The following is a 23,225-nucleotide window of genomic DNA, read 5'->3' as shown; positions in this document are numbered from 1 at the left end:
AATGTTACAAAAACGTAACAGAGGAGGAGTATCCTTGGACCGCAAGAAATTAAATTATAGCCTGTTAATCGCAGGTCCGTTATCAATATTATTAGCCTATGGATTTATTAATGGGGAGATTCATTGGTCGAATCCGAATGGACGACCTATTGGACAGAGACTCGCCTACAGTCAGGACCCAGAAGAAGCCTCGGAATCTGAGCAGTATTATCAAACCATGACCTTGTACCGCCAAGAACCGATTACGATTAATGGGATTGCTCAGCTGAAGACCGATCAGACTTATTATTACAATGCTGAACGGGGAGATATTCAAGAAGTCTATGTGACGGATGGGCAAGTAATCAAAAAAGGGCAACCTTTATTTAAGTACAATGAACAAAAAGCCGTCTACGAACTCGAAGATACCCGACGTGAACAGACCCGACTCTATAACCAACGTGAGCGTCTAATCGATCAATTGTCAGAAATGACCGGTAATGCCTATAACTGGCAAGGGGATCTGATTGAAGGTTATTGGACCGAAGATGGCTACCAATATTACGTCTCGGTGCCGATTGGCAAAGGGGAGTATGTAAATAAACCCGTCAATCCACCGGTGATGGATGAATCTGGTGAACTAGTAGCACCTCCAGAAGATGGCTCAGCGGATGGCATTAAAGATCAGATTCGAACTTTAAACCAACAAATTGAAGATATTGATATTAAGGTTGCAAGAATGTTGAAGGATCAAGATAGCCAAGTCGTTGCAAAAACGGATGGTAAAGTCATCTTAAATCAAGATGGCAAAACAGACTCACAAGTACCGTTTATTCGTGTGATTAGTGAAGATATCTCCGTCACTGGATCCGTATCAGAGTACGAATTCTACGCGTTAGGTGAAGATCGTCCGGTTAATCTTTATGTTGATGCTGAGGACCGCGATGTTACCGGCACGATGATTCACTACGATAAGATTCCGAAAGTTTCGCCGAGGTCCGATGAATCGAATGAACCGATGTATAATGCATCCCAAGGTAGCTCTGGAACCCAATATGGCTTTACAGTTAAAGCGGATGAATTTATTCAACCTGGGTTTACGGTGAAAGTCCAAATTGGCCTGCCAGGCTATGTGATTCCAACCGATGCGATTGTCTACGAAGGTGAAAAGACTTTTATTTATACGGTTCAAGATGGCGTCGCAGTTAAGAAAGAGATTAAATTAGAACGCCAAGGTGTGAAGCAAGTCGTTCTACGAGGCGTTGAGGAAGGTGAAGTGGTCATCCTTTATCCATACGATGTCAAAGAGGGACAGACCATTCAAGTGATGGATAATGCAGAATTCGATCAATTTGATATGGAAGGAATGGATTATGATGGTCACTAATACTTCTGTGCCGTTAATTGATATTCGAGGCATTAATAAGTATTATACGGCCGGTGAGGAACAGCTCCACGTCTTAAAAGATATCGATCTACAAATTCATCGTGGTGAATTCGTCTCAATCATGGGACCTTCAGGATCTGGGAAATCAACGTTAATTAATATTTTAGGGTTTTTAGATAATCAATTTGAGGGAACGTATATTTTAGATGGGAAGCAAATTGAACAGCGAACCGATCGTCAAATTTCGCAACTGCGTAATCAATTAGTGGGCTTTGTCTTTCAAGATTTTAATTTAATTGAGACGATGACCGTTGAAGAAAATATTCGTTTACCACTAATTTATAGCGGGATGACAGCCAAGCAAACGCGTCCGAAAGTCGAAGCTGCACTGGAGCGCGTGGGCTTAAAAGGCAAACTCAAGAATATGCCACATGAATTATCAGGAGGCCAAAAGCAACGCGTGGCGATTGCGCGCGCTTTAATTAATGAGCCGCAATTTATTATTGCGGATGAGCCGACAGGTGCGCTCGATACGAAGACCTCTACATTGATTATGGATATTTTAAAACAACGTCACGAAGAAGATGGCGTCACGATTGTGATGGTGACACATGACCCGGCGCTCCAAGCGTATGCAACGCGCAATATTGTCATCGTGGACGGTCAAATTAGTCAAAAGCGCTGGGAAGATTTAGAGTACGAAACGCTCGCCCAGCGATCGAATATTCAATCTCAGGAGGTGACTGAAGATGCGAATGAGTGAAATCTTAAAATCATCGTTTGACACACTGAGAATGAACGGGCGACGAACCTTTCTAACGATGATTGGGATTATTATCGGGATTGCCGCCGTGATCACAATTATGAGCTTAGGGAATGGCTTTCGCCAACAAACAATTGATAATTTAACGAAAGACGAAAAAGGACGAATGAGCCAGCGATTTAGTTTTAACCCAGAAAATCAAAATATTGACTGGGCACAAATTACGCCTTTTAGTAAAGATAACCTCTCAGCAATTGAAGAAATGCCGGGTGTAGATGAAGTCAAGCTAGATAGCGAGACTTCGGTTCAGACGCAGTATAGTCAAATTAAAGTAAGAGAAGAAAATCTCGACTTTGAGTTTGAAATTTTAGAGGAATCCGACTATCCGTTAATTGCGGGACGGAATCTAACCCAAGCTGATTCGGATTATCGGTCACCTTATATGATGTTGAATGAAGATGTTGCCACCCAATTGTATGGTAGTGCCGAAAAGGCTGTTGGAAGATCTGCGACTTTGGATGGGCATGAATTTACGATTGTGGGAATTTTTATTAAGACGTTGTCTGAAGAAGAACAAAAGCTACAAGAAGAAGGTTATATTTTCTCGACCATTAGTGGTGTGATGCCACGTGGGACGTTTGATCGTTATTATTATGCGCAAAACTTTGATTTTGGCATTCAAGTCTATTTCGAAGATGGTGCCGATATGTCCACCATCAATAAGAAGATTAAGAGCTATTTAGATGAAGCGGGTGCTGAAATTAGCAATGGGAGCTATACTTATTTTGATAGTTCTGAGATGATGGCTGAAGTCGGTAAGACGCTCTCGATGGTAACGCTCTTTATTTCAGCGGTAGCTGGAATCTCGCTCTTTATTGCTGGTGTAGGGGTTATGAATATGATGTATATCTCTGTCTCAGAGCGAACAAAAGAGATTGGGATTCGACGTTCACTCGGGGCAACCAAGGATAGTATTCAGTGGCAATTCTTACTGGAAGGGATTGCGATTACGACCTTCGGTGGGATTATTGGCTATTTAAGCGGAATCGGGATTGCGCTTTTAGTCAGCCGATTTATTCCATTTAATGCGCTCTTTGATGTGACGACGGCATTGGTCAGTGTATTGATTTCAGTCTTAATCGGTATTGTATTCAGTGTCTTTCCTGCTAGAGCCGCATCAAGAAAGAATGTCGTCGAAATATTAAGATGAAAAATAAGGCCGAAAGCAATCGCGATTGCTCCCGGCTTTATTTGTATTTAAGGCTAATTATTTTGCAGCAACCAGTTCAATCTCAACCAGTGCACCTTGAGGTAGGGCAGCCACTTCGAAGGCAGCACGTGCAGGGTAAGGTGCTTGGAAATATTCTGCATAGACTTCATTCATCGCGGCGAAGTCTTGGATATTTGCTAAATAAACCGTTGTCTTCAATGCATCGGCTAAAGTCAGACCGTCTGAGGCTAAGATATGCTTCAAGTTCTCAAGACATTGACGCGTTTGGTCAGCTACATCGGTCGCTTCGATTTTACCTACGGCAGGGTCAATCGGTAATTGACCAGAGACAAACACGAGGCCGTTTGCGGTCGTTGCTTGAGAGTATGGACCGATAGCGGCAGGTGCTTTATCCGTATTCAGTGGGGTAACTTTTGACATAATCATTCTCCTTTTGCAAATTTTATAATTCTATAGTACAACGCTTTCTTCTGTCCGTCAAAGGGATTAGATATGCTATAATAAGTTGACTAATGAGTAGGAGGGACTGACCATGCTGAACATCGTCGTGGTAGATGACGAACAGATTCAACGAGATTATATGGAAGCATTAATACAACAAGCTTGCCAAGCGCTACAGGTAGATTGTTCTATTACTTGCCTTGAGAGTAGCGAACATTTTCTCTTTGAATTAGAAGAACATCCAGAATGGCAACTTCTATTCTTAGATATCGAAATGCCCACGCTCGACGGGATGTCGTTGGCACATCAAATTCGGCAAATCGCTCCGCAAATCGAGATTATCTTTGCGACCGGTTATAGCGAATACGCCGTCGCAGGGTATCAAGTGGATGCGTTGGACTTTTTAGTAAAGCCAATTGATCACGCAGATATTGAGCGGGTCATTCAAAAGTATTTGACGATCCAACCTGTCCAAGAACATTACGTGCTAGTCGATACCATCGATGGGGTGAGTCGAGCGCTGAATGCCAATGAAATCTATTGGGTCGAGGTCAATCGTCGGCGTTTAACGATAGCGCTCGAAGATGAACAGATTGAATTGGGTGAGACATTAGCCGCCTTTAGAGAGAAGCTCAATGCGGATTTTATAAGTCCGCACCGCAGCTACTTGATTAACTTAAATCATGTCAGTGCCATCCACGCCAATGAGGTGCAGATGGAAGATGGTACGGCGATTCCTCTTTCGAGAAGACTGTTAAAAGAAGTGCAAGCCGCCTTTGTATCGCATTATCGTAAAGGAGCTTATTGATGAATCGAGTTATATTGGTAAGTTTAGGTATCCTAGTCCTTGGAATGGGTTATATTATTTGGCGTTTAGTGATCAAACTCCAAACTGTTAAAATTCAACAACAAGAATTAGATGAATATGTGGTGGAAGTGGAAGCCATCTACGACCGTTTAAGGGGGATTCGTCATGATTATCGCAATCATTTGCAAGTGATTGATGCGTATGCGAACCAATCGGACCTCACTGCTTTGCGTGACTATTTAAAATTATTAACGAATGAATTAAACCAAGTCGATACCTTAATCCGTACTGGGAATACGTTAATGGATGCGTTAGTCAATACAAAGCTAACGCGAGCCGTCAGTGCCGGAGTTGAAGTGAAGGCAGAAGCCATTGCCCCAGATAAATTAAATATTCCTTCAACCGACCTGGCCATTATTTTAGGAAATTTGTTGAACAATGCAATTGAAGCAACGCAAAAGCAACAAGGTGGTGCACGAATTCGACTTTATATTGCCCCTATAAAGAATAATTTATATATCAGTATGATGAATACGATGGATCATGCTCCGCTCCCTTGGTATCGCTCATTAAAGCGACCGAATCGGCAAGGGTATGGCTTGCGTCGGATTGATGCGGCGGTTCAAGCGAATCATGGCATCGTCAACCGTCAATGGGAAGAAGGGGTCTTTGTCACGGAGGTTACCCTGCCTTTGTAATTAAAATAACCGTTGAGGTCAAATTTTCAACCATTCAGACATTTTATCGAATAAAATGTCTTTTTTCATTTATACTGAAAGCGTCAGGAGGGATCAGATGAAGAAGAAATGGGCAATCTTTCGTTATATTAATCAATTAATTTTTGAAGTGGACCGCAAGTTTTACCCCATTGCATTGACCAAAGTAATTGTCAAAGCGTGGCTTCCGATGGCACGATTGCTCGTGTCGGGAGGTTTAGTGAATTATTTATTGCAAGCGACACACCCAAGCGATTTGACTGGTTATTTACTATACACACTTAAAATGATGGGTCTTTTGATTTTGGCAGAAATGCTGTTAGTTTATAGCAATCAATGGATTGAAAATAAATTTTCCGATCGAATTCGATTGTTAACGCTAGCGCAAGTGCTATCCTACCAGGTGTTGATGGATTATCCGTTAATTATTGGCGAAGAGAATAGTGCAGCCTTCAAAGGAGCAGTATACGCAGCGGATCACAATGGGACGCCGTTGATGGGATTCATCTTGAGAGGCGTCGAGTTAGTTGGAGCTGGAATTGGAATTATCTTATATACTACGCTACTCTTTCAACTCGATTCTGTTATGTTAGGATTGATTTTGATTTTGGTGATTTTCCTACTTGTAATCAAACATTTCCAGTTGAAATTAAAGCGTAGCAATCGCGATGAGCGGCTGAGCAATGAAACACAGTATCAATATGCGCGGAAAGTTATGAGCGATCATCGTGTCGGGAAAGATATTCGACTTTATTCAATGATGAATTGGATTAGTGAGATTCAAGCACAACTCATGAAGCAGTACTATCAGATAATTCGCCCGACGAACCGATTGAATCGGATTGAAAGTATCGGTGTTCTATTGATGACCTTGTTGATGTCTGGATTAGCTTATTACTATAGTCTTCAAAGCTTAATCAAAGGGGAGATTGCGGTCGGAGACTTTGTCGTCTATGTCGGGTTGGTGACAGTTGTGATTACCGTGTTGTCGCAACTGATTGAAGAATCTGCCATGACGCTGGAATATTTAATCGACATCGAACCGTTCTATGATTATATGCATTTGGATCCGATATTTAAGGGTGAACAACCTTTAGCGACTGAAGGTGTTCCTTTTGAAATTAAGCTGGAAAAAGTAACGTATCGTTATCCGAATCGGCAAGAGGCGATTATCGATCAAATGGATTTAACCATTCAGCCGGGTGAGAAGTTAGCGATTGTCGGGACAAATGGAGCTGGGAAGACAACGTTAGTAAAATTAATCTTAGGACTCTTGGAACCAACCTCGGGTCGTATCTTAATTAACGGGACGAACTTACGTGAGTTTGATCGAAAAGCTTATTACCAGCAAATAGCCCCTGTATTCCAGGATACGCATTTATTTACCTTTAATATTCGAGATACAATTCTACAAGGAGCCCCTTATGATCCAGGAAAATATCGAGTTGCACTTGAACAGAGTGGTATGGATCAAGTGATCGATAAGTTACCGGAAGGCGACCAAACCAAAATTGTTAGACAAGTTGATTATGACGGGGTGGAACTATCCGGCGGGCAAATGCAAAAATTAAAATTAGCTCAGGCACTCTATAAAGATGCGCCGATATTAATATTGGATGAACCGACTGCAGCGTTGGATCCATTGAGTGAGAGTGAAGTTTATCAACACTATTTGGCATTCTCTAAAGGCAAGACTGCCCTATTCATCTCGCATCGCCTCGCTTCAACACAATTTTGCGATCGGATTATCTACTTGGATGACGGCTACATTAAAGAGATGGGAACCCATGAGGAGTTACTGGCGTCACATGAAGCGTATGCGGAGATGTTCCACCATCAAGCATACTATTATCGTGATTTAGGCGATGGAAATGAAGAGCCAGAAGCTGTGAGCGAACAAGGAGGAGTGATTTAAATGAGTCGAAAGCAATTATTTATAAGAACTTTTAAGGATTTATGGTACTACTTTAAAGGAATTTTATTATTAAGAATTCTCTTGGCTTTCTTGACTCATGGCGTGACATTTGCAAACTTCTGGTATATGTCACGGGTCTTATCAAATTTATCGTATGGCCATTATGATGCGATTATGCCAATGATTATACGTTATCTAACGATCATAGGAACTTTACAACTTGCGAATGCCTTACTTCGTCCAATCTATGGGGTTCGGTTTACGGAGATGCGGCGAGACTTATTCGATATTCCAAATAAGAAGATGGCGATTACCGAGTATACTTATGTTGAGGATCCAAATATCCAATCGCTGGCCTTTCAAGTAGGCCGAGATCAAATGCAAAATAACTCTTCTTTCTACTATATTTGTGAACATACTTTGCGTGCTTTAGATAGCCTTGTTGGAATGGGGATGTCTCTTATCCTAATGTGGCCATTATGGTCCTACGCACAAGGCGCTCACTGGATTGACTCATATTGGGTGAACGTCGCCTTAATTGCCACGATGGTATCATTGATTGTCATTCAGATACTCGAAATGCAACGTGCCGTGGGGATATTAGAAACCAAAGGAGGATTGATTGTTCGCTTAAATGCGCTCGCTTTCTATTTGATTAATTTATTAGAAGACCCGGAATCGAGCAAAGAAATCCGCTTGTACCATGGGGAATCTCAGTTCGTCAAAATGTGGAATGAGCAAATTAAAAAAATGATTGAGTTTATGGCGCAGTTTCATAAAGTTAATTCGCATTCGAATTTGATGGCGGCATTCAGCGAAGGTGTCATTAATACCTTAATCTATTTATTGATTGGCGCTCGGGTGATTTTAGGTAGCTTACCTATCGGGATGGTCGTTCAATTGATGGGAGCGATGAACCAGTTGATGACTTCCATGCGAGGATTATTATCGTTATCTTCTGTATTTGCTCAAAGAGAACCGATGGACCGATTCTATCAATTGTTGGACTTACCAGATGAAAAAGCCCAAGGCACCTTGCCAATTGAGAAACGGCTAGACAATGATTATCAACTTTCTGTGAAAGACCTGTCGTTCAAATATCCAGGGAGTGATGAGGAGATTCTCAAAGGAATTACTCAGGACTTCGAACCTGGCAAGCGCTACGCCATTGTAGGAGAGAATGGCTCAGGTAAAACAACCTTTATTAAGTTACTACTGCGACTTTATGAACCGACCACGGGCTCAGTTGAACTGAACCAAGTCGATGGCATGAAATATTCACTGGCAGAATGGTATCAATTGTACTCGGTCGTCTTTCAAGATTATCGCTTGTTAGGTCTGACCCTAGCGGAGAATATTGCGGTAAGCCCAGAATACGATATTGATCGGGTGCAACGCGCACTCCATCAAGTCGGGCTGAAAGCGTCAGATTTTGAACAAGGGCTTGAGACGTATTTAGGGACAGAGTATCAATCGAATGGGAGCAATGTCTCAGGAGGACAAGCTCAAAAAATTGCGATGGCTCGTGCTTTGTACAAAGAAAGTCCGATTATGATTCTCGATGAGCCAACAGCCGCGTTGGATCCGATCGCTGAGTTTGAGATTTACCAACATATTGATGCGATGGTTGAAGATCGAACGGCCTTTTATATATCACATCGTTTGTCAAGCTGTCGTTTCTGTGATGAAATATTGGTTTTTGACGAAGGGCAGATCATCCAGCGTGGAACGCATGAAGCGTTAGTTCATCAGCCAGGCAAATATTCCGAACTATGGCAAGCCCAAGCACAATATTATCAATAATCATTTATTCCTTATTCACTTTTGATTTTGTCGATAGCGAATAAGGATTTTTATTTTTTCACAAGCTTTTGTCACACGTTCGGACAAATATAATAATGTTCAATTCACGATTGTATAATTTTTTGAAAGAGAGATTGACGAATGAGAAGTAACTATGTTAGGCTTTTCATAGAGTATAGAAGCGTTTACAAAAACGTGTTGTTACAGAGGTGGTGGATATTAAATTTTGTCGTGTCGCGTAGTCAACTGTCTGTCGCAAGTGTCAAAGTAGAATGATAATGATAAGGAGATTCTAATTATGAAGAAGAAGTTATCAATGTTATTAACAATGCTTTGTGTATTGTTATTAGTAGGTTGTTCTGGTGGAGGAACGGGCGGAAACCAATTAACGATTGGTTTATCGGGCGATGCTATCTCATTAGACCCAGTGATGTCCAATGACAACCAATCAAGTAACGTCACAACACAAATTTATGAAGGACTCGTTAAATTAGATCCAAGCGGTGAAATTCAACCGAGCTTAGCGGAAAGTTATGAACAAGTGGATGATGTAACCTACCGCTTCAAATTAAAAGAAGGCGTTAAGTTTCATAACGGTGAAGAGCTAAAAGCTTCTGACGTTGTCTTCTCATTAAAACGCGCGATTGAAGCGCCAAACGTTACGCACTTATTCCAAACAATCGATGTTAATAGTGTACAAGCGATTGATGACTATACCGTAGAATTTAAACAGACTGAACCTTTCGCGGGTATTATTCCTGCGCTATGTCACCCAGGTGGATTTATTGTCAACGAAAAAGCAGTCACTGAAGGTGGCGATGATTACGCACAACATCCAATCGGTACGAACGCATTGAAATTCGTTAGCTGGAAACGTGCTGATTCGATCGAACTTGAGAAATTCGAAGACTATCACGGTGAAGGCGTAGCCTACGACAAATTATTATTCCGTGTTATTCCAGAACCAAGTAACCGTGTTATTGAGTTAGAATCTGGTGGGGTAGACATTGCTTACGACATTATCGCAACAGATATTAAAAAAGTTGAAGATAACGCAGATCTTAACTTAATTAAAGCTTTAGACTATGGTGAAACATACATGGGATTCAACACAGCGAAAGAGCCATTTGATAATCCAAAAGTTCGTGAAGCCATTGCTTTAGCTTTAGATGTTGATTCAATTGTAAAAGCGGTATTCCATGACTTAGGTCAAACAGCGACTGGGGTACTTCCTCCAACATTGAATTACTCAATCTCAGATCAAATGGAAGTTCGCCAACAAAATATCGAACGTGCGAAAGAATTACTTAAAGAAGCTGGCTATGAAGATGGTCTAAGCTTAACGATTAGTACTAACGAAAATAAAGACCGTTCAGACATGGCAACCGCAATGAAAGAACAATTATCTCAAGCAGGTATCGATGCAACGATTAACATTTTAGAGTGGTCTGCCTTTAACGAAGTCATCAAAAACGGTGATCAAGATCTATTCATGATTGCTTGGACTGCGGACTCATCAGACCCAGATACATTCTTATATCCTTGCTTCCACTCATCAGCTAAAGGTGAAGGTGGAAACTACATCTTCTTAGAAGATCCTAAAGTTGACGAACTGTTAGAAAAAGGACGCTATGCTCAAGACGATCAACAGCGTGCAGACTACTACGCAGAAGTTCAAGAATACTTGATGGATATTTACGCTTGGATCCCACTTCATAATAAAGAAATGACCATGGGAACTAAGAAGGAAATCGGTGGCGTTCACTTATCTCCACTTGGCTTCCACTCATTTACAGATGTAACGATCGGTGAATAATAGAAAAAATCGTATTAAAACCGTATTTAAAGGAGATGCCTGCCATCTCCTTTTATAGAGAGGTGTAATAATGTTTAGATATATTTTAAAGCGACTGCTTTATCTTATTCCCGTCCTATTAGGAGTAAGTTTTATTGTATTCTCGCTGCTTTACTTAACGCCAGGAGACATGGCGCGTAACGCTTTAGGACCTTCTGCCTCAGAAGCAGCGGTAAAAGCGTTAAGAATAGAGATGGGACTTGAAGACCCATTCTTAGTCCAATACGGACGTTACTTAAAGAATGTAATTTTCCATTTTGACTTAGGTTATTCCTATATCACACGCAGTAATGTGACGCCAGAGATTATGTCTCGGGCGGGCGCAACGCTAAAATTAGCGGCAACAGCGATTACTTTCGCTGTAGTGGTTGGAGTACCAGTTGGTATTATTAGTGCGGTACGCCAGTATTCAATCTTTGATAATGTAACGATGGTGGCAGCTCTAATCGGGATTTCAATGCCAGTATTCTGGTTAGGATTATTATTAATTTTACTATTCTCAGTGAAATTACATTGGTTCCCATCTTCTGGTTATTCAACACCAATGCATATGGTATTACCAATGATGGCATTGGGGGCACAATCCGTGTCGGTTATTGCTCGGATGACGAGGTCATCGATGTTAGAAGTAATTCGTAAAGATTTTATTCAAACCGCAAAAGCCAAAGGGCAACGTCGTAACAAAATTATTTGGCGACATGCACTTAAAAATGCGTTAATTCCAATTATTACAATCACCGGTACTCAATTCGGACAACTAATGGGGGGAGCCTTGATGACGGAAGTTATCTTCTCAATCCCAGGAATTGGACGCTTGATGGTAGACTCCATTATGAAACGAGATATGCCGATGGTATTAGGGTGCGTTCTATTCGTGGCAGTTACATTTAGTTTAGTGAATTTAGTTGTAGATATTCTCTATACTTATGTGGATCCACGACTTAAGACGCAATACGAGTAGGGGTGAGACATTATGACAGAACAAATAAATACCGAACGTATTGAACGCGGACGTTTTAGAGGTCTACGTGATATTTGGATACGGATGAAGCGAAACCGATTGGCGATGGTGGGGTTAGTAATTATTATCATTCTCATCATTACAGCTATTTTTGCTGATTATATTGCTCCATACGGTTATGCTGAACAGAACTTAGCTAATCAATACCAAACACCGAATGCCGAGCATTGGTTTGGAACGGATGAACTTGGGCGCGATATTTTTAGTCGAGTTGTCTATGGCTCACGGGTATCACTCCGGGTCGGCTTTATCTCAGTAAGTATTTCGATGACGATTGGGGTCGCGATTGGTGCGATTACGGGCTATTATGGTGGTAAAATTGATAATATCTTGATGCGCTTTATTGATATTGTTCAAGCCCTTCCAGATATTTTATTAGCGATTGCGATTATGGCTGCCTTAGGCCCAGGTCTGACGAACTTAATGGTGGCGGTCGGGATTGCTGCAATCCCAGGTTATGCTCGTTTAGTTCGCTCTTCAGTCTTATCATTAAGAGATCAAGAGTTTGTTGAAGCAGCTCGAGCAAACGGTTCAAGTGATGCACGAATTATTTTAAAACACATCATTCCGAACTGTATGGCACCGATCATTGTTCAAGCGACATTAGGGGTGGCTTATGCCATTATTAACGCAGCGGGGCTTAGTTTTATCGGGCTTGGTTTAGAGCCACCTACACCAGAATGGGGTGCGATGTTATCTGGAGGACGTGCTTATATTCGTGACTATCCTCATATGACGTTGTTCCCTGGGTTGGCAATTGTATTAACGATTCTAGCCTTAAACTTACTTGGTGATGGATTGCGTGATGCGCTCGATCCGAAGTTGAAGAGATAGGAGATTATGATGAGTGAATTATTAAATATTAAAAACTTAAGTGTTGAATATCATACAGATAGTGGTGTGGTTCACGCGGTCAATAATCTGAACTTCAAAATCGACAAAAAGCAAACGCACGGGTTAGTTGGAGAGACCGGTGCGGGTAAAACGACTACCGCGAAAGCAATCATGCGACTTATCCAAACTCCGCCAGGAGAGATTACCTCTGGCGAAATCTTTCTAGAAGGGACAGACTTATTAACCGTCCCTGAAAATGAAATGTATAAAATTCGAGGAAATAAAATCTCGATGATTTTCCAAGATCCGATGACGTCATTGAACCCTGTTATGACCGTTGGAGAGCAAATTGAAGAAGTATTAGATTTGCACGAGGATCTGAAAAAAGACCAATTGCGTGAACGCGCAAAAGAAATGCTTAAAGTTGTTGGAATTCGTCCAGAGCGTATTGATGACTACCCTCACCAATTTAGTGGTGGTATGAAGCAACGGGTTGTTATTGCGATGGCATTGGCATGTAATCCTAGTTTGATTATTGCAGACGAACCGACAACCGCATTGGACGTAACAATTCAAGCGCAAGTCCTAGAGTTAATTAAAGACTTAAAAGATCGTTTCGATACTTCGATGATCTTAATTACTCACGACTTGGGTGTCGTTGCAGAGACGTGTGATTATGTTTCTGTTATGTATGGTGGGGCGATTGTAGAACATGGTACGGTTCAAGAAATTTTTGAGCATCCATATCATCCATATACGAAGGGATTGTTTGCTGCGATTCCAAGTATTGACGAAGATGTTGAACGTTTAGCAACAATGAATATGGCGTTACCTGATTTTTCAGTGATTACGCCAGAGTACCGAGAAGTACGTCCTGGACATTTTGTTGCGTTCCCACTAACAGCAGAGATGGAAGGTGAGTTGAATGAGTAACGAAGATGTATTAATTAGTGTCAGAGATCTAACGAAGTACTTCCCGACCAAAGCTGGAGATCTAAAGGCTGTTGACGGTGTTAGCTTCGATATTAAGCGCGGCGAAACACTCGGACTTGTCGGGGAATCGGGTTGTGGGAAATCAACCGTTGGACGTGCGATTATTCGCTTGCATGAGCCGACATCGGGTCAAGTACTGTTTGACGGGGTAGATGTGGCGCAACTGAAGCGAAAAGCAGATATCAATAAAATCCGTCTGGACATGCAAATCGTCTTCCAAGACCCATATTCTTCACTGAACCCACGGATGAGTACCTTTGACTTAATTGCAGAGCCTGCTCGGGTGAATCATCTGTTCAAGTCTGAACGCGAGTTGGAAGCGGCTGTTTACAATATGATGGATACGGTTGGTTTGCGCAGAAGTGTAGCAGGTGCATTCCCTCACGAATTGGATGGTGGGAGCCGTCAACGGATTGGGATTGCGCGGGCACTCATTTTAAAACCAAAATTCATTGTGCTAGATGAGCCAGTATCTGCACTGGACGTTTCAGTTCAAGCGCAAGTGTTGAACTTGATGGATCAGCTGCAAGATGAATTCAACTTAACCTACTTATTCATTTCACATGACTTATCGGTTGTTCGTCATATTAGTGACCGAGTAGCGGTAATGTATTTAGGACAAATTGTTGAGTTAGCAGACTACGATGTATTATTCGAAAACCCATTACATCCATATACAAAAGCATTGCTATCAGCAATTCCAATTCCTAAATATGGATTGCAACGCGAGCGGATTGTCTTGGAAGGAGATGTTCCAAGTCCGGTCAATCCTCCGCAAGGTTGTCGCTTTGCTTCACGGGTCCCATGGATTCCAGCAGAGTATCATGAAGCAGACCCTCAACTGCGTGAAGTGGAACCAGGTCACTGGGTCCGTTGTACTTGCTATCAATATGATGGTCAAGGACATCAACATTAATTGTAACAATCAATACCCTTGCTCAAATCGAGCGGGGGTATTTTTTAAATTATTGCCTTGACTTGTCGGGGCTGAAGTGATAGTATTAGACAACGTAATTATGATGTAGAGAAAGTGTGTCGAAATATTGTCCGGCAACCTTTTTCGCCCGTATACAACAAAAGATCAGCGAGTTTAGATTCAAACAAGCGACAATCTTTTGTATTTTTTTGCCCTTTTTTAGTGAAGAAACACCATTTGATAACAAACCTTAATATTTGTTACCTAATTGTAAACTTCGCCCAATTTTATCGAAGGAGTGAAACTATTTGAGTCAATTTCATACTGTGCCGTATGGTAAGAAAGCAGAACGCCGAAGTTATTCTCGAATTAAAGAAGTGCTTGAAGCACCGAATTTAATTGAGATTCAGACAGATTCTTATGAGTGGTTTTTAGATAAAGGGATTCGAACGATGTTCGAAGATATCTCGCCTATCGTTGACCACACTGAGAACTTAGAGTTACATTTTATTGATTATGAATTAAGAGAGCCAAAATACAACATTGATGAAGCGCGTGCGCATGATGCAAACTACTCTCAACCCATCTATGTGAAGTTGCGTCTAGTGAACCGTGAGACGGGTGAAGTGAAAGAACAAGTTGTGTTTTTCGGTGATTTCCCGATGATGACACCTATGGGAACCTTTATTATCAATGGGGCGGAACGTGTTATCGTCTCCCAATTAGTTCGCTCACCTTCCGTTTATTTCCATGATAAGTTAGATAAAAAGAATCGTCATACCTTTACTTCAACCGTCATTCCAAACCGCGGAGCTTGGTTAGAGTTTGAGACGGATGCGAAAGGCATTGCGTACGTTCGTATTGACCGCACACGTAAATTGCCACTTACGGCCATTGTTCGTGCCTTAGGTTTTGGTTCAGATGAAGAAATCTATGAGATTATGAGTGAGTCCGAACTATTAAACAATACAATCGATAAAGATACGCATAAAAATGCTACGGACTCACGCGTTGAGGAAGCCTTAAAAGATATTTACGAGCGTCTAAGACCCGGTGAACCTAAGACTGCTGAAAGTTCACGGAATTTATTGATTGCTCGTTTCTTCGACCCACGCCGTTATGATTTAGCGCCAGTTGGTCGTTATAAAGTGAACAAAAAACTACACTTAAAATACCGTCTCGTTAACCAAACTTTAGCAGAGACATTAGCAGATCCTGAGACAGGTGAGATTATCTTCCCAGAAGGAACGCTGCTAGATCAACAAAAGATTGATGAATTAGTTCCGTATTTAGATAAGGGCATCAATATGGTCACGCTACATCCTTCTCCAGAAGGTGTGTTAGGTGAGAGTGTTGATGTTCAAATGATTAAAATCTATTCACCGGAAGATCCAGAACAAGTTATTAATATCATTGGTAATGGTAATATTCCAGATGAGATCAAGTCGCTAACGCCAGCAGATATTATTGCGTCAGTGAATTATTACTTATTCTTAGATCAAGGGATTGGAACAACGGATGATATTGACCATTTAGGGAATCGTCGTATTCGTTCGGTAGGTGAATTATTACAAAATCAATTCCGTATCGGTCTATCTCGAATGGAACGTGTCGTACGTGAAAGAATGTCACTACAAGATATCTCATCCATGACGCCGCAACAGTTGATTAATATACGTCCCGTTGTCGCTGCTATCAAAGAATTCTTTGGTTCGAGCCAGTTGTCTCAATTCATGGACCAGTCGAACCCGTTAGGGGAATTAACGCACAAACGTCGTCTTTCTGCCTTAGGACCTGGTGGGTTAACTCGTGACCGAGCCGGGATGGAAGTGCGTGACGTTCACTACTCTCACTACGGTCGTATGTGTCCGATCGAGACACCCGAAGGACCGAACATCGGACTCATTAACTCTTTAGCAACTTACGCTAAAATTAATGAGTTTGGTTTCATTGAGACACCGTATCGTCGCGTAAATAAAGATACACTTCAAGCGACTGATGAAATCCATTATCTTTCTGCTGATGAGGAAGACCTATATGTTGTTGCGCAGGCGAACTCGCTGTTAGATGACGAAGGTTACTTTGTGAACGACACCGTAATGGCTCGCTTCAAGTCCGAGAACTTAGAAGTTCCAGTTAGTCGAGTTGACTACATGGACGTGTCACCGAAGCAAGTTGTATCGGTTGCGACAGCATCCATTCCGTTCTTAGAGAACGACGACTCCAACCGTGCTCTAATGGGAGCGAACATGCAACGTCAAGCCGTGCCATTAATTAAACCTCAATCACCTTTAGTGGGAACAGGAATGGAATACCAAGCGGCGCATGACTCGGGAGCAGCTTTAATATGCAGTCGTCCAGGTAAAGTGGAATACGTTGATGCAAGTCGTATTCGCATTAAATTATCGGACGAATCTTACGATGATTACTACTTAACTAAGTTTGCACGCTCGAACGCCGGTACATGTTATAACCAACAACCGATTGTTGAGGTTGGAGAAAGCGTCGAAAAAGGCGAAATCCTAGCAGACGGCCCATCAATGCAAAATGGCGAGATGGCCCTAGGTCAAAACCCACTCGTTGCCTTTATGACTTGGGAAGGTTATAACTACGAGGACGCGATCATTATGTCAGAGCGTTTAGTCAAAGATGATGTCTATACTTCAATTCATATTGAAGAGTACGAATCTGAAGCGCGCGAAACAAAATTAGGACCAGAAGAAATTACGCGAGAAATACCAAACGTTTCAGAAGAAGCTTTAAAATACTTAGATAAAGATGGCATCATTACTATCGGGGCAGAAGTTCGCGACGGCGATATCTTGGTCGGTAAAGTGACCCCGAAAGGTGTCACTGAATTATCGGCAGAGGAACGCTTACTTCACGCTATCTTTGGTGAAAAAGCTCGAGAAGTTCGTGATACTTCACTTCGTGTTCCACACGGTGGAGGCGGAATCGTCCATGATGTGAAGATCTTTACGCGTGAAAATGGTGACGAACTTCAACCCGGCGTGAACAAATTAGTCCGAGTCTATATCGTTCAAAAACGTAAAATTCAAGAAGGAGATAAGATGGCCGGACGCCACGGTAACAAAGGGGTTGTATCTCTCGTTGTTCCGGAAGAAGATATGCCATTCTTACCAGATGGTACATCCGTTGATATCTTATTAAACCCACTTGGGGTTCCTTCTCGGATGAATATCGGACAAGTATTTGAACTACACTTAGGAATGGCGGCCCGCTCACTTGGCATCAAGATTGCGACACCGGTCTTTGACGGGGCAAGTGAAGATGATGTCTGGGAGACAGTTCAAGAAGCAGGCCTCAATGAAGATGCTAAAACCATTCTTTACGATGGTCGTACCGGAGAGCCATTTGACCGTAAAGTATCCGTTGGTGTGATGTACATGCTGAAACTTGGACACATGGTCGACGATAAGATTCATGCGCGTTCAACAGGCCCTTACTCACTTGTTACACAACAACCGTTGGGTGGTAAAGCTCAATTCGGTGGACAACGTTTCGGAGAGATGGAAGTCTGGGCGCTTGAAGCGTACGGTGCGGCTTATACATTACAAGAAATCCTAACCTACAAGTCAGATGACGTGGTCGGACGTGTTAAAACTTACGAAGCCATTGTCAAAGGAGATCCAATTCCAAAACCAGGCGTTCCAGAATCATTCCGCGTCTTAGTGAAAGAATTACAATCTTTAGGATTAGACTTACGGGTATTAAATGAATTCGATGAAGAAATCGATCTGCAAGATGATGATGAAGATGATGTAATCAATCTGAATGCATTAGATCAGTATAAAGAAGATCAAAAAAATGCCGGTAAGAGCCAAAATGAAGTGAAAGATAACGACACCACTGCGGTTACCGACGAGGCGTAATCGCAACGAGTCGTCATAATCGAGTAGGTATGTATCAGGGATAAATAAGGAGGTTTGCCCTTTGATAGATGTGAATACATTTGAATCGATGGAGATTGGCTTGGCCTCTCCAGAGAAAATCCGTAGTTGGTCATACGGCGAAGTCAAGAAACCAGAGACCATCAACTACCGTACATTAAAACCAGAAAAAGACGGCTTATTCTGTGAAAGAATATTTGGTCCAAGTAAAGATTGGGAATGTTCATGTGGTAAGTATAAACGCATTCGTTATAAAGGACGTGTCTGCGAACGATGTGGCGTTGAAGTTACCCGTTCTAAGGTACGCCGTGAACGAATGGGGCATATTGAGTTAGCAGCACCTGTAACTCATATTTGGTATTTCAAAGGAATACCAAGTCGTATGGGACTCATCTTAGATATGAGCCCACGATTATTAGAAGAAGTTATTTATTTCGCTTCTTATATTGTGATTGATGCAGGAGATACTCCGTTAGAGCCTAAGTCACTTTTAACAGAAGCAGAATATCGCGAGAAACGTCGCGAATACGGCAACCGCTTTGTTGCGAAAATGGGTGCCGAAGCAATTAAAGATTTGCTTGAAGCGGTCGATATCGAAGGGGAAGTTGCGGAGTTAAAAGAAGAGTTGAAGACCTCTACCGGTCAAAAACGGACACGCGCAATTCGCCGTCTTGATATTTTAGACTCATTCTTAGCGTCAGGGAATCAACCATCATGGATGGTAATGGAAGCTTTACCTGTCATTCCACCTGAGTTGCGTCCAATGGTGCAACTTGAAGGGGGACGCTTTGCGACGAGTGACTTAAACGACTTATATCGTCGAGTTATCAACCGTAACAACCGACTCAAGCGATTGTTAGATTTAGGAGCTCCTGGTATTATCGTTCAAAATGAGAAACGTATGCTGCAAGAAGCGGTCGACTCGTTAGTCGATAACGGTCGTCGCGGTCGCGCAGTGACAGGACCAGGTAATCGTCCGTTGAAGTCACTATCTCATATGTTGAAAGGAAAACAAGGTCGTTTCCGTCAAAACTTACTCGGTAAGCGAGTCGACTACTCAGGTCGTTCGGTGATCGTCGTAGGTCCTTCACTTAAGATGTACCAATGTGGTCTTCCTAAGGAAATGGCTGTTGAATTATTCAAACCTTTCATTATGAAAGAATTAGTTGAACGAGAAATTGCAGGCAACATCAAAAATGCAAAACGCATGATTGAAACATTAAATGATGCGATCTGGCCAGTGGTTGAAGAAGTCATCCGTGAGCATCCAGTCCTACTGAACCGCGCACCGACCCTTCACCGTTTAGGGATTCAAGCATTTGAGCCGGTGTTAGTTGATGGTAAAGCCATCCGTCTACACCCGTTAGTCTGTGAAGCTTATAACGCGGACTTTGACGGAGACCAAATGGCGGTTCACGTGCCGTTATCAGAAGAAGCGCAAGCTGAAGCACGTATCCTAATGTTAGCGGCAACGCACATTCTGAACCCAAAAGACGGAAAACCTGTTGTTACACCATCTCAAGATATGGTGTTGGGGAACTATTACCTCACGCTGGAAGAAGAAGGACGCGAAGGCGAAGGGATGTACTTCTCAAGCCCAAGCGAGATGGAGATGGCTTATTACGAAGGGTATGTTCACTTACATACACGTATTGCGTTACCAGCAAGTGCCTTCCCAGAGAAGCCGTTCACTGAAAGTCAACGCAACAAATTAATGGTTACAACGGTTGGTAAGGTAATCTTTAACAGTATTATGCCAGCCGAATTCCCGTACTTAAACGAGCCAACAATGGAGAACTTATTGGAATCCACACCGGATAAGTATTTCTTAGAGGTAGGCCAAGACGTTAAAGAAACCATCGCTTCAATGGAATTGGTGCCGCCATTTAAGAAAAAACACTTAGGAAATATCATTTCTGAAGTCTTCAAACGATACCAAGTAACGGAAACATCCAACATGCTAGATAAGTTGAAGAACTTAGGTTATAAATATTCAACAAAATCCGGTATTACGGTTGGGGTAGCTGACGTTATCCGTCTTGATACGAAACAAGAAATCTTAGATGAAGCTCACGCAAAAGTGGACAATATTACAAAACAATATCGTCGAGGATTGATTACAGAAGACGAGCGTTATGAGAGCGTCATTCGTACATGGGAGAAAGCCCGTGAATCAATTGCTGACCAACTAGTAGCTTCCTTACCACGTCTGAACCCAATCAATATGATGGCGGACTCAGGAGCTCGTGGTAACATCTCGAACTTCACTCAGTTAGCGGGGATGCGTGGGAACATGGCAGCGCCAAGTGGTAAGATTATCGAACTTCCAATTACTTCGAACTTCCGTGAAGGCTTGACGGTTATGGAGATGTTTATCTCGACGCACGGGGCACGTAAAGGGATGACTGATACGGCGCTGAAGACAGCCGACTCGGGATACTTAACACGTCGTCTCGTTGACGTAGCACAAGATGTGATTGTGCGTGAAGAGGACTGTGGAACCGACAAAGGGCTTGAAATCCGTGTTATCTCAGACGGTAACCGCGTAGTTGAGTCACTTGAAGAACGCTTGACAGGCCGTTATGCGCATAAGAGCGTCTTCCACCCAGAAACGGGCGAAACCATTGTTGCTTCAGGTCAATTGATTACGGAAGATTTGGCTAACGAAATCGTTAAAGCGGGTATCGAAACCGTTACGATTCGTTCCGTCTTTACATGTAATTGTAACCATGGCGTATGTAAGAAATGTTATGGTATTAACTTAGCAACTGGTGAACAAGTTGAAGTAGGCGAAGCTGTCGGAACGATCGCAGCGCAATCTATCGGTGAACCCGGAACGCAATTAACCATGCGTACCTTCCATACGGGTGGGGTTGCTGGTGGTGGCGACATTACCCAAGGTTTACCGCGGATTCAAGAAATCTTTGAAGCGCGAAATCCAAAAGGACAAGCACAAATTACGGAAGTATCGGGTGTGGTTGAATCAATCGAAGAGAAAGCATCCGACCGTACAAAAGATATTACAATTAAAGGGGCAACGGATACGCGTACATATAACGTGCCATTCCAGTCTCGTGTAAAGGTTGCCGAAGGCGATACCGTTAAGCGTGGTCAGCCATTAACGGAAGGGTCCATTAATCCGAAAGAGTTACTTCGCGTGACGGACGTTATTACCGTTCAAGAATATCTATTAAATGAAGTGCAACAAGTCTATCGTGGACAAGGGGTTGAGATCGGTGACAAGCATATCGAAGTAATGGTTCGCCAAATGCTTCGCAAGGTCCGCGTAATGGACCCTGCTTCGACCGAAATCTTGCCGGGTGCATTAATGGATATTGCTGACTTTACACGTGCGAACGAAGAAGCGATTCGCACAGGTGAAGTTCCAGCGACGGCACGCCCAGTATTACTAGGAATTACTAAAGCAGCCCTTGAAACAAAATCATTTATTTCGGCAGCTTCCTTCCAAGAAACAACACGTGTCTTAACGGATGCGGCGATTCGCGGAGATCGCGACCGTCTAATCGGCTTGAAAGAGAACGTCATTATCGGGAAGTTAATTCCAGCAGGAACGGGAATGCCACGCTACCGCAAGACTGAAACGTCCACGCAACCCATTATTCAAGAATTATTGGATGAAGAAGAGCGTAAACGTGAAGAAGAAGCGGCGCATAAAGAGGCAGAACGGGTTGCTGAAACAGCAAAATCCGAAGATAACTAATCATATCATTATAAGGAGCAAGGGATGCGTCCCGTGCTCCTTATTTTTATGCGACAAACCAAAGGTAGAGATGCCAGCCAATAATAATCGAAAGGATAAATGGGAACGGTTGATTCCATTGACGCACACGGATGTTGTGACACAACCAACTTATCAGACCAACTGTCGAAATACCGAAGAAATAATAGGCAAGCAAATAAGGCGACACTAATAAACTGAAGGAAATCATCAACTTAATATCCGCTCCTCCGATTTTTTCCGGTGAGAGAAAGTAAAAGACAATTAAAAGAAATCCGACATAACAAAACGAGGTAAAATATAATGGATAACTTTGATTTATTAATAGAAGAAAAACGCTAAGAAATTGGAGCGTATCCGGTACCCACATCGCTTCTTGATCCATCAATATCATTAATAAGATCGTTATGAACCATAATAGATGCCACAATATCGAATCGGACGGGAAAAGGATATAAATCAAACAAAAGCTTATCCCTGACAATAGTTCACCCCAAAAGTAATAACGACCGAGGTATTGTCCACAATAATCACAGCGAAATCTAAACCATAGCGATGACAACACTGGAATTAAATGAAACCATCGAAGTCTCTGATTGCAAAAGTCGCACTGGGATCGTCGCATTAAGTTAACTTGGTGATAGGCCCAATCATAAGCAAAACATTGTCCAAATGAACCGCAGATGGCTCCAATTAGAAAGTAACATAAAAACATTATTATTCCTCCTCGTATAATAAATGTAGTCTTAAATGAATGATTTTTAAGACTTTAAACTTGTTACCCCTTTCGGGGTATAATTGTTTGTAAAGATTGAGGTTGCCCAATTCCTCCTCGTATAATAAATGTAGTCTTAAATGAATGATTTTTAAGACTTTAAACTTGTTACCCCTTTCGGGGTATAATTGTTTGTAA

The 23,225-nt window shown here is 42.2% G+C and carries 16 protein-coding genes and 1 pseudogene; 14 read left to right on the top strand and 3 right to left on the bottom strand.

Going from position 1 to position 23,225, the window contains the following annotated elements; translation table 11 throughout:
• Positions 1-34 precede the first annotated feature (34 nt).
• The 3 genes from CYJ57_RS03760 to CYJ57_RS03750 are packed head-to-tail and all read left to right on the top strand — an operon-like array spanning position 35 to position 3,339.
• A complete protein-coding gene (locus CYJ57_RS03760) occupies positions 35-1,366 on the top strand; it encodes an efflux RND transporter periplasmic adaptor subunit (protein ID WP_101954131.1) in 1,332 nt (443 codons plus the stop codon).
• The gene (locus CYJ57_RS03755) at positions 1,356-2,129 is read left to right on the top strand and encodes an ABC transporter ATP-binding protein (protein WP_101954177.1); all 774 of its coding nucleotides are present in this window, start codon (positions 1,356-1,358) and stop codon (positions 2,127-2,129) included. Before CYJ57_RS03760 ends, CYJ57_RS03755 begins: the two co-directional genes overlap by 11 nt.
• On the top strand, positions 2,116-3,339 hold the full coding sequence (locus CYJ57_RS03750) for an ABC transporter permease (RefSeq protein WP_006701465.1): 1,224 nt from the start codon (positions 2,116-2,118) through the stop codon (positions 3,337-3,339). The genes CYJ57_RS03755 and CYJ57_RS03750 overlap by 14 nt, the downstream gene beginning before the upstream one ends.
• A 57-nt stretch (positions 3,340-3,396) precedes the next feature.
• Here CYJ57_RS03750 and CYJ57_RS03745 read toward each other — a convergent pair whose 3' ends face one another.
• On the bottom strand, positions 3,397-3,780 hold the full coding sequence (locus CYJ57_RS03745; RefSeq protein WP_006701464.1) for a RidA family protein: 384 nt from the start codon (positions 3,778-3,780) through the stop codon (positions 3,397-3,399).
• 112 nt (positions 3,781-3,892) lie between these two features.
• Between CYJ57_RS03745 and CYJ57_RS03740 the strand changes: the two genes are divergently transcribed.
• From CYJ57_RS03740 to rpoC, 11 genes are all read left to right on the top strand, one after another.
• On the top strand, positions 3,893-4,609 hold the full coding sequence (locus tag CYJ57_RS03740; RefSeq protein WP_101954130.1) for a LytR/AlgR family response regulator transcription factor: 717 nt from the start codon (positions 3,893-3,895) through the stop codon (positions 4,607-4,609).
• Positions 4,609-5,307 carry a sensor histidine kinase gene (locus CYJ57_RS03735; protein WP_101954129.1) on the top strand — a complete coding sequence of 233 codons (699 nt, stop codon included), beginning with the start codon at positions 4,609-4,611 and terminating at the stop codon, positions 5,305-5,307. Before CYJ57_RS03740 ends, CYJ57_RS03735 begins: the two co-directional genes overlap by 1 nt.
• A gap of 97 nt (positions 5,308-5,404) precedes the next feature.
• Complete coding sequence (locus tag CYJ57_RS03730) at positions 5,405-7,240, top strand: ABC transporter ATP-binding protein (RefSeq protein WP_180764380.1); 1,836 nt, start codon at positions 5,405-5,407, stop codon at positions 7,238-7,240.
• Positions 7,241-9,043, top strand: coding sequence for an ABC transporter ATP-binding protein (locus CYJ57_RS03725; protein WP_101954127.1), 1,803 nt, complete (start codon positions 7,241-7,243; stop codon positions 9,041-9,043).
• 298 nt (positions 9,044-9,341) lie between these two features.
• A complete protein-coding gene (locus CYJ57_RS03720) occupies positions 9,342-10,859 on the top strand; it encodes an ABC transporter substrate-binding protein (RefSeq protein ID WP_101954126.1) in 1,518 nt (505 codons plus the stop codon).
• Positions 10,860-10,929: 70 nt separating this feature from the next.
• Positions 10,930-11,859, top strand: coding sequence for an ABC transporter permease (locus CYJ57_RS03715; RefSeq protein ID WP_006701457.1), 930 nt, complete (start codon positions 10,930-10,932; stop codon positions 11,857-11,859).
• Between the two features lie 12 nt (positions 11,860-11,871).
• Complete coding sequence (nikC, locus tag CYJ57_RS03710; protein WP_101954125.1) at positions 11,872-12,753, top strand: nickel transporter permease; 882 nt, start codon at positions 11,872-11,874, stop codon at positions 12,751-12,753.
• 9 nt (positions 12,754-12,762) lie between these two features.
• Positions 12,763-13,686, top strand: coding sequence for an ABC transporter ATP-binding protein (locus CYJ57_RS03705; RefSeq protein WP_006701455.1), 924 nt, complete (start codon positions 12,763-12,765; stop codon positions 13,684-13,686).
• Positions 13,679-14,662, top strand: coding sequence for an ABC transporter ATP-binding protein (locus CYJ57_RS03700; RefSeq protein ID WP_006701454.1), 984 nt, complete (start codon positions 13,679-13,681; stop codon positions 14,660-14,662). Before CYJ57_RS03705 ends, CYJ57_RS03700 begins: the two co-directional genes overlap by 8 nt.
• A gap of 308 nt (positions 14,663-14,970) precedes the next feature.
• Positions 14,971-18,555: a DNA-directed RNA polymerase subunit beta gene (gene rpoB / locus CYJ57_RS03695; protein ID WP_101954124.1), complete on the top strand. Its 3,585-nt coding sequence runs from the start codon at positions 14,971-14,973 to the stop codon at positions 18,553-18,555.
• Positions 18,556-18,616: 61 nt separating this feature from the next.
• Complete coding sequence (gene rpoC, locus CYJ57_RS03690) at positions 18,617-22,294, top strand: DNA-directed RNA polymerase subunit beta' (RefSeq protein WP_101954123.1); 3,678 nt, start codon at positions 18,617-18,619, stop codon at positions 22,292-22,294.
• Between the two features lie 46 nt (positions 22,295-22,340).
• On the opposite strand, the gene CYJ57_RS08120 is transcribed toward rpoC, so the two are convergent.
• Positions 22,341-22,697, bottom strand: a complete 357-nt coding sequence (locus CYJ57_RS08120) for a prepilin peptidase (RefSeq protein WP_244896577.1) — start codon at positions 22,695-22,697, stop codon at positions 22,341-22,343.
• 75 nt (positions 22,698-22,772) lie between these two features.
• Positions 22,773-23,027, bottom strand: a pseudogene (locus tag CYJ57_RS08115) (prepilin peptidase); the annotation flags it as partial.
• Positions 23,028-23,225: the final 198 nt, after the last annotated feature.

The organism is Falseniella ignava, from assembly GCF_002847645.1.
Taxonomy (GTDB): domain Bacteria; phylum Bacillota; class Bacilli; order Lactobacillales; family Aerococcaceae; genus Falseniella; species Falseniella ignava.
The sequence above is the reverse complement of the archived record's forward strand: the minus strand, read 5'-3'. Positions and strand labels throughout refer to the sequence as shown.

What these genes read in the sequence shown, in the direction of transcription:
- CYJ57_RS03755 (WP_101954177.1), top strand. Translation starts at nt 1,356, where the DNA reads ATGGTCACTAATACTTCTGTGCCGTTAATTGATATTCGAGGCATTAAT.
- CYJ57_RS03750 (WP_006701465.1), top strand. Translation starts at nt 2,116, where the DNA reads ATGCGAATGAGTGAAATCTTAAAATCATCGTTTGACACACTGAGAATG.
- CYJ57_RS03745 (WP_006701464.1), bottom strand. Translation starts at nt 3,780, where the DNA reads ATGTCAAAAGTTACCCCACTGAATACGGATAAAGCACCTGCCGCTATC.
- CYJ57_RS03740 (WP_101954130.1), top strand. Translation starts at nt 3,893, where the DNA reads ATGCTGAACATCGTCGTGGTAGATGACGAACAGATTCAACGAGATTAT.
- CYJ57_RS03735 (WP_101954129.1), top strand. Translation starts at nt 4,609, where the DNA reads ATGAATCGAGTTATATTGGTAAGTTTAGGTATCCTAGTCCTTGGAATG.
- CYJ57_RS03730 (WP_180764380.1), top strand. Translation starts at nt 5,405, where the DNA reads ATGAAGAAGAAATGGGCAATCTTTCGTTATATTAATCAATTAATTTTT.
- CYJ57_RS03725 (WP_101954127.1), top strand. Translation starts at nt 7,241, where the DNA reads ATGAGTCGAAAGCAATTATTTATAAGAACTTTTAAGGATTTATGGTAC.
- CYJ57_RS03720 (WP_101954126.1), top strand. Translation starts at nt 9,342, where the DNA reads ATGAAGAAGAAGTTATCAATGTTATTAACAATGCTTTGTGTATTGTTA.
- CYJ57_RS03715 (WP_006701457.1), top strand. Translation starts at nt 10,930, where the DNA reads ATGTTTAGATATATTTTAAAGCGACTGCTTTATCTTATTCCCGTCCTA.
- nikC (WP_101954125.1), top strand. Translation starts at nt 11,872, where the DNA reads ATGACAGAACAAATAAATACCGAACGTATTGAACGCGGACGTTTTAGA.
- CYJ57_RS03705 (WP_006701455.1), top strand. Translation starts at nt 12,763, where the DNA reads ATGAGTGAATTATTAAATATTAAAAACTTAAGTGTTGAATATCATACA.
- CYJ57_RS03700 (WP_006701454.1), top strand. Translation starts at nt 13,679, where the DNA reads ATGAGTAACGAAGATGTATTAATTAGTGTCAGAGATCTAACGAAGTAC.
- CYJ57_RS08120 (WP_244896577.1), bottom strand. Translation starts at nt 22,697, where the DNA reads ATGGATCAAGAAGCGATGTGGGTACCGGATACGCTCCAATTTCTTAGC.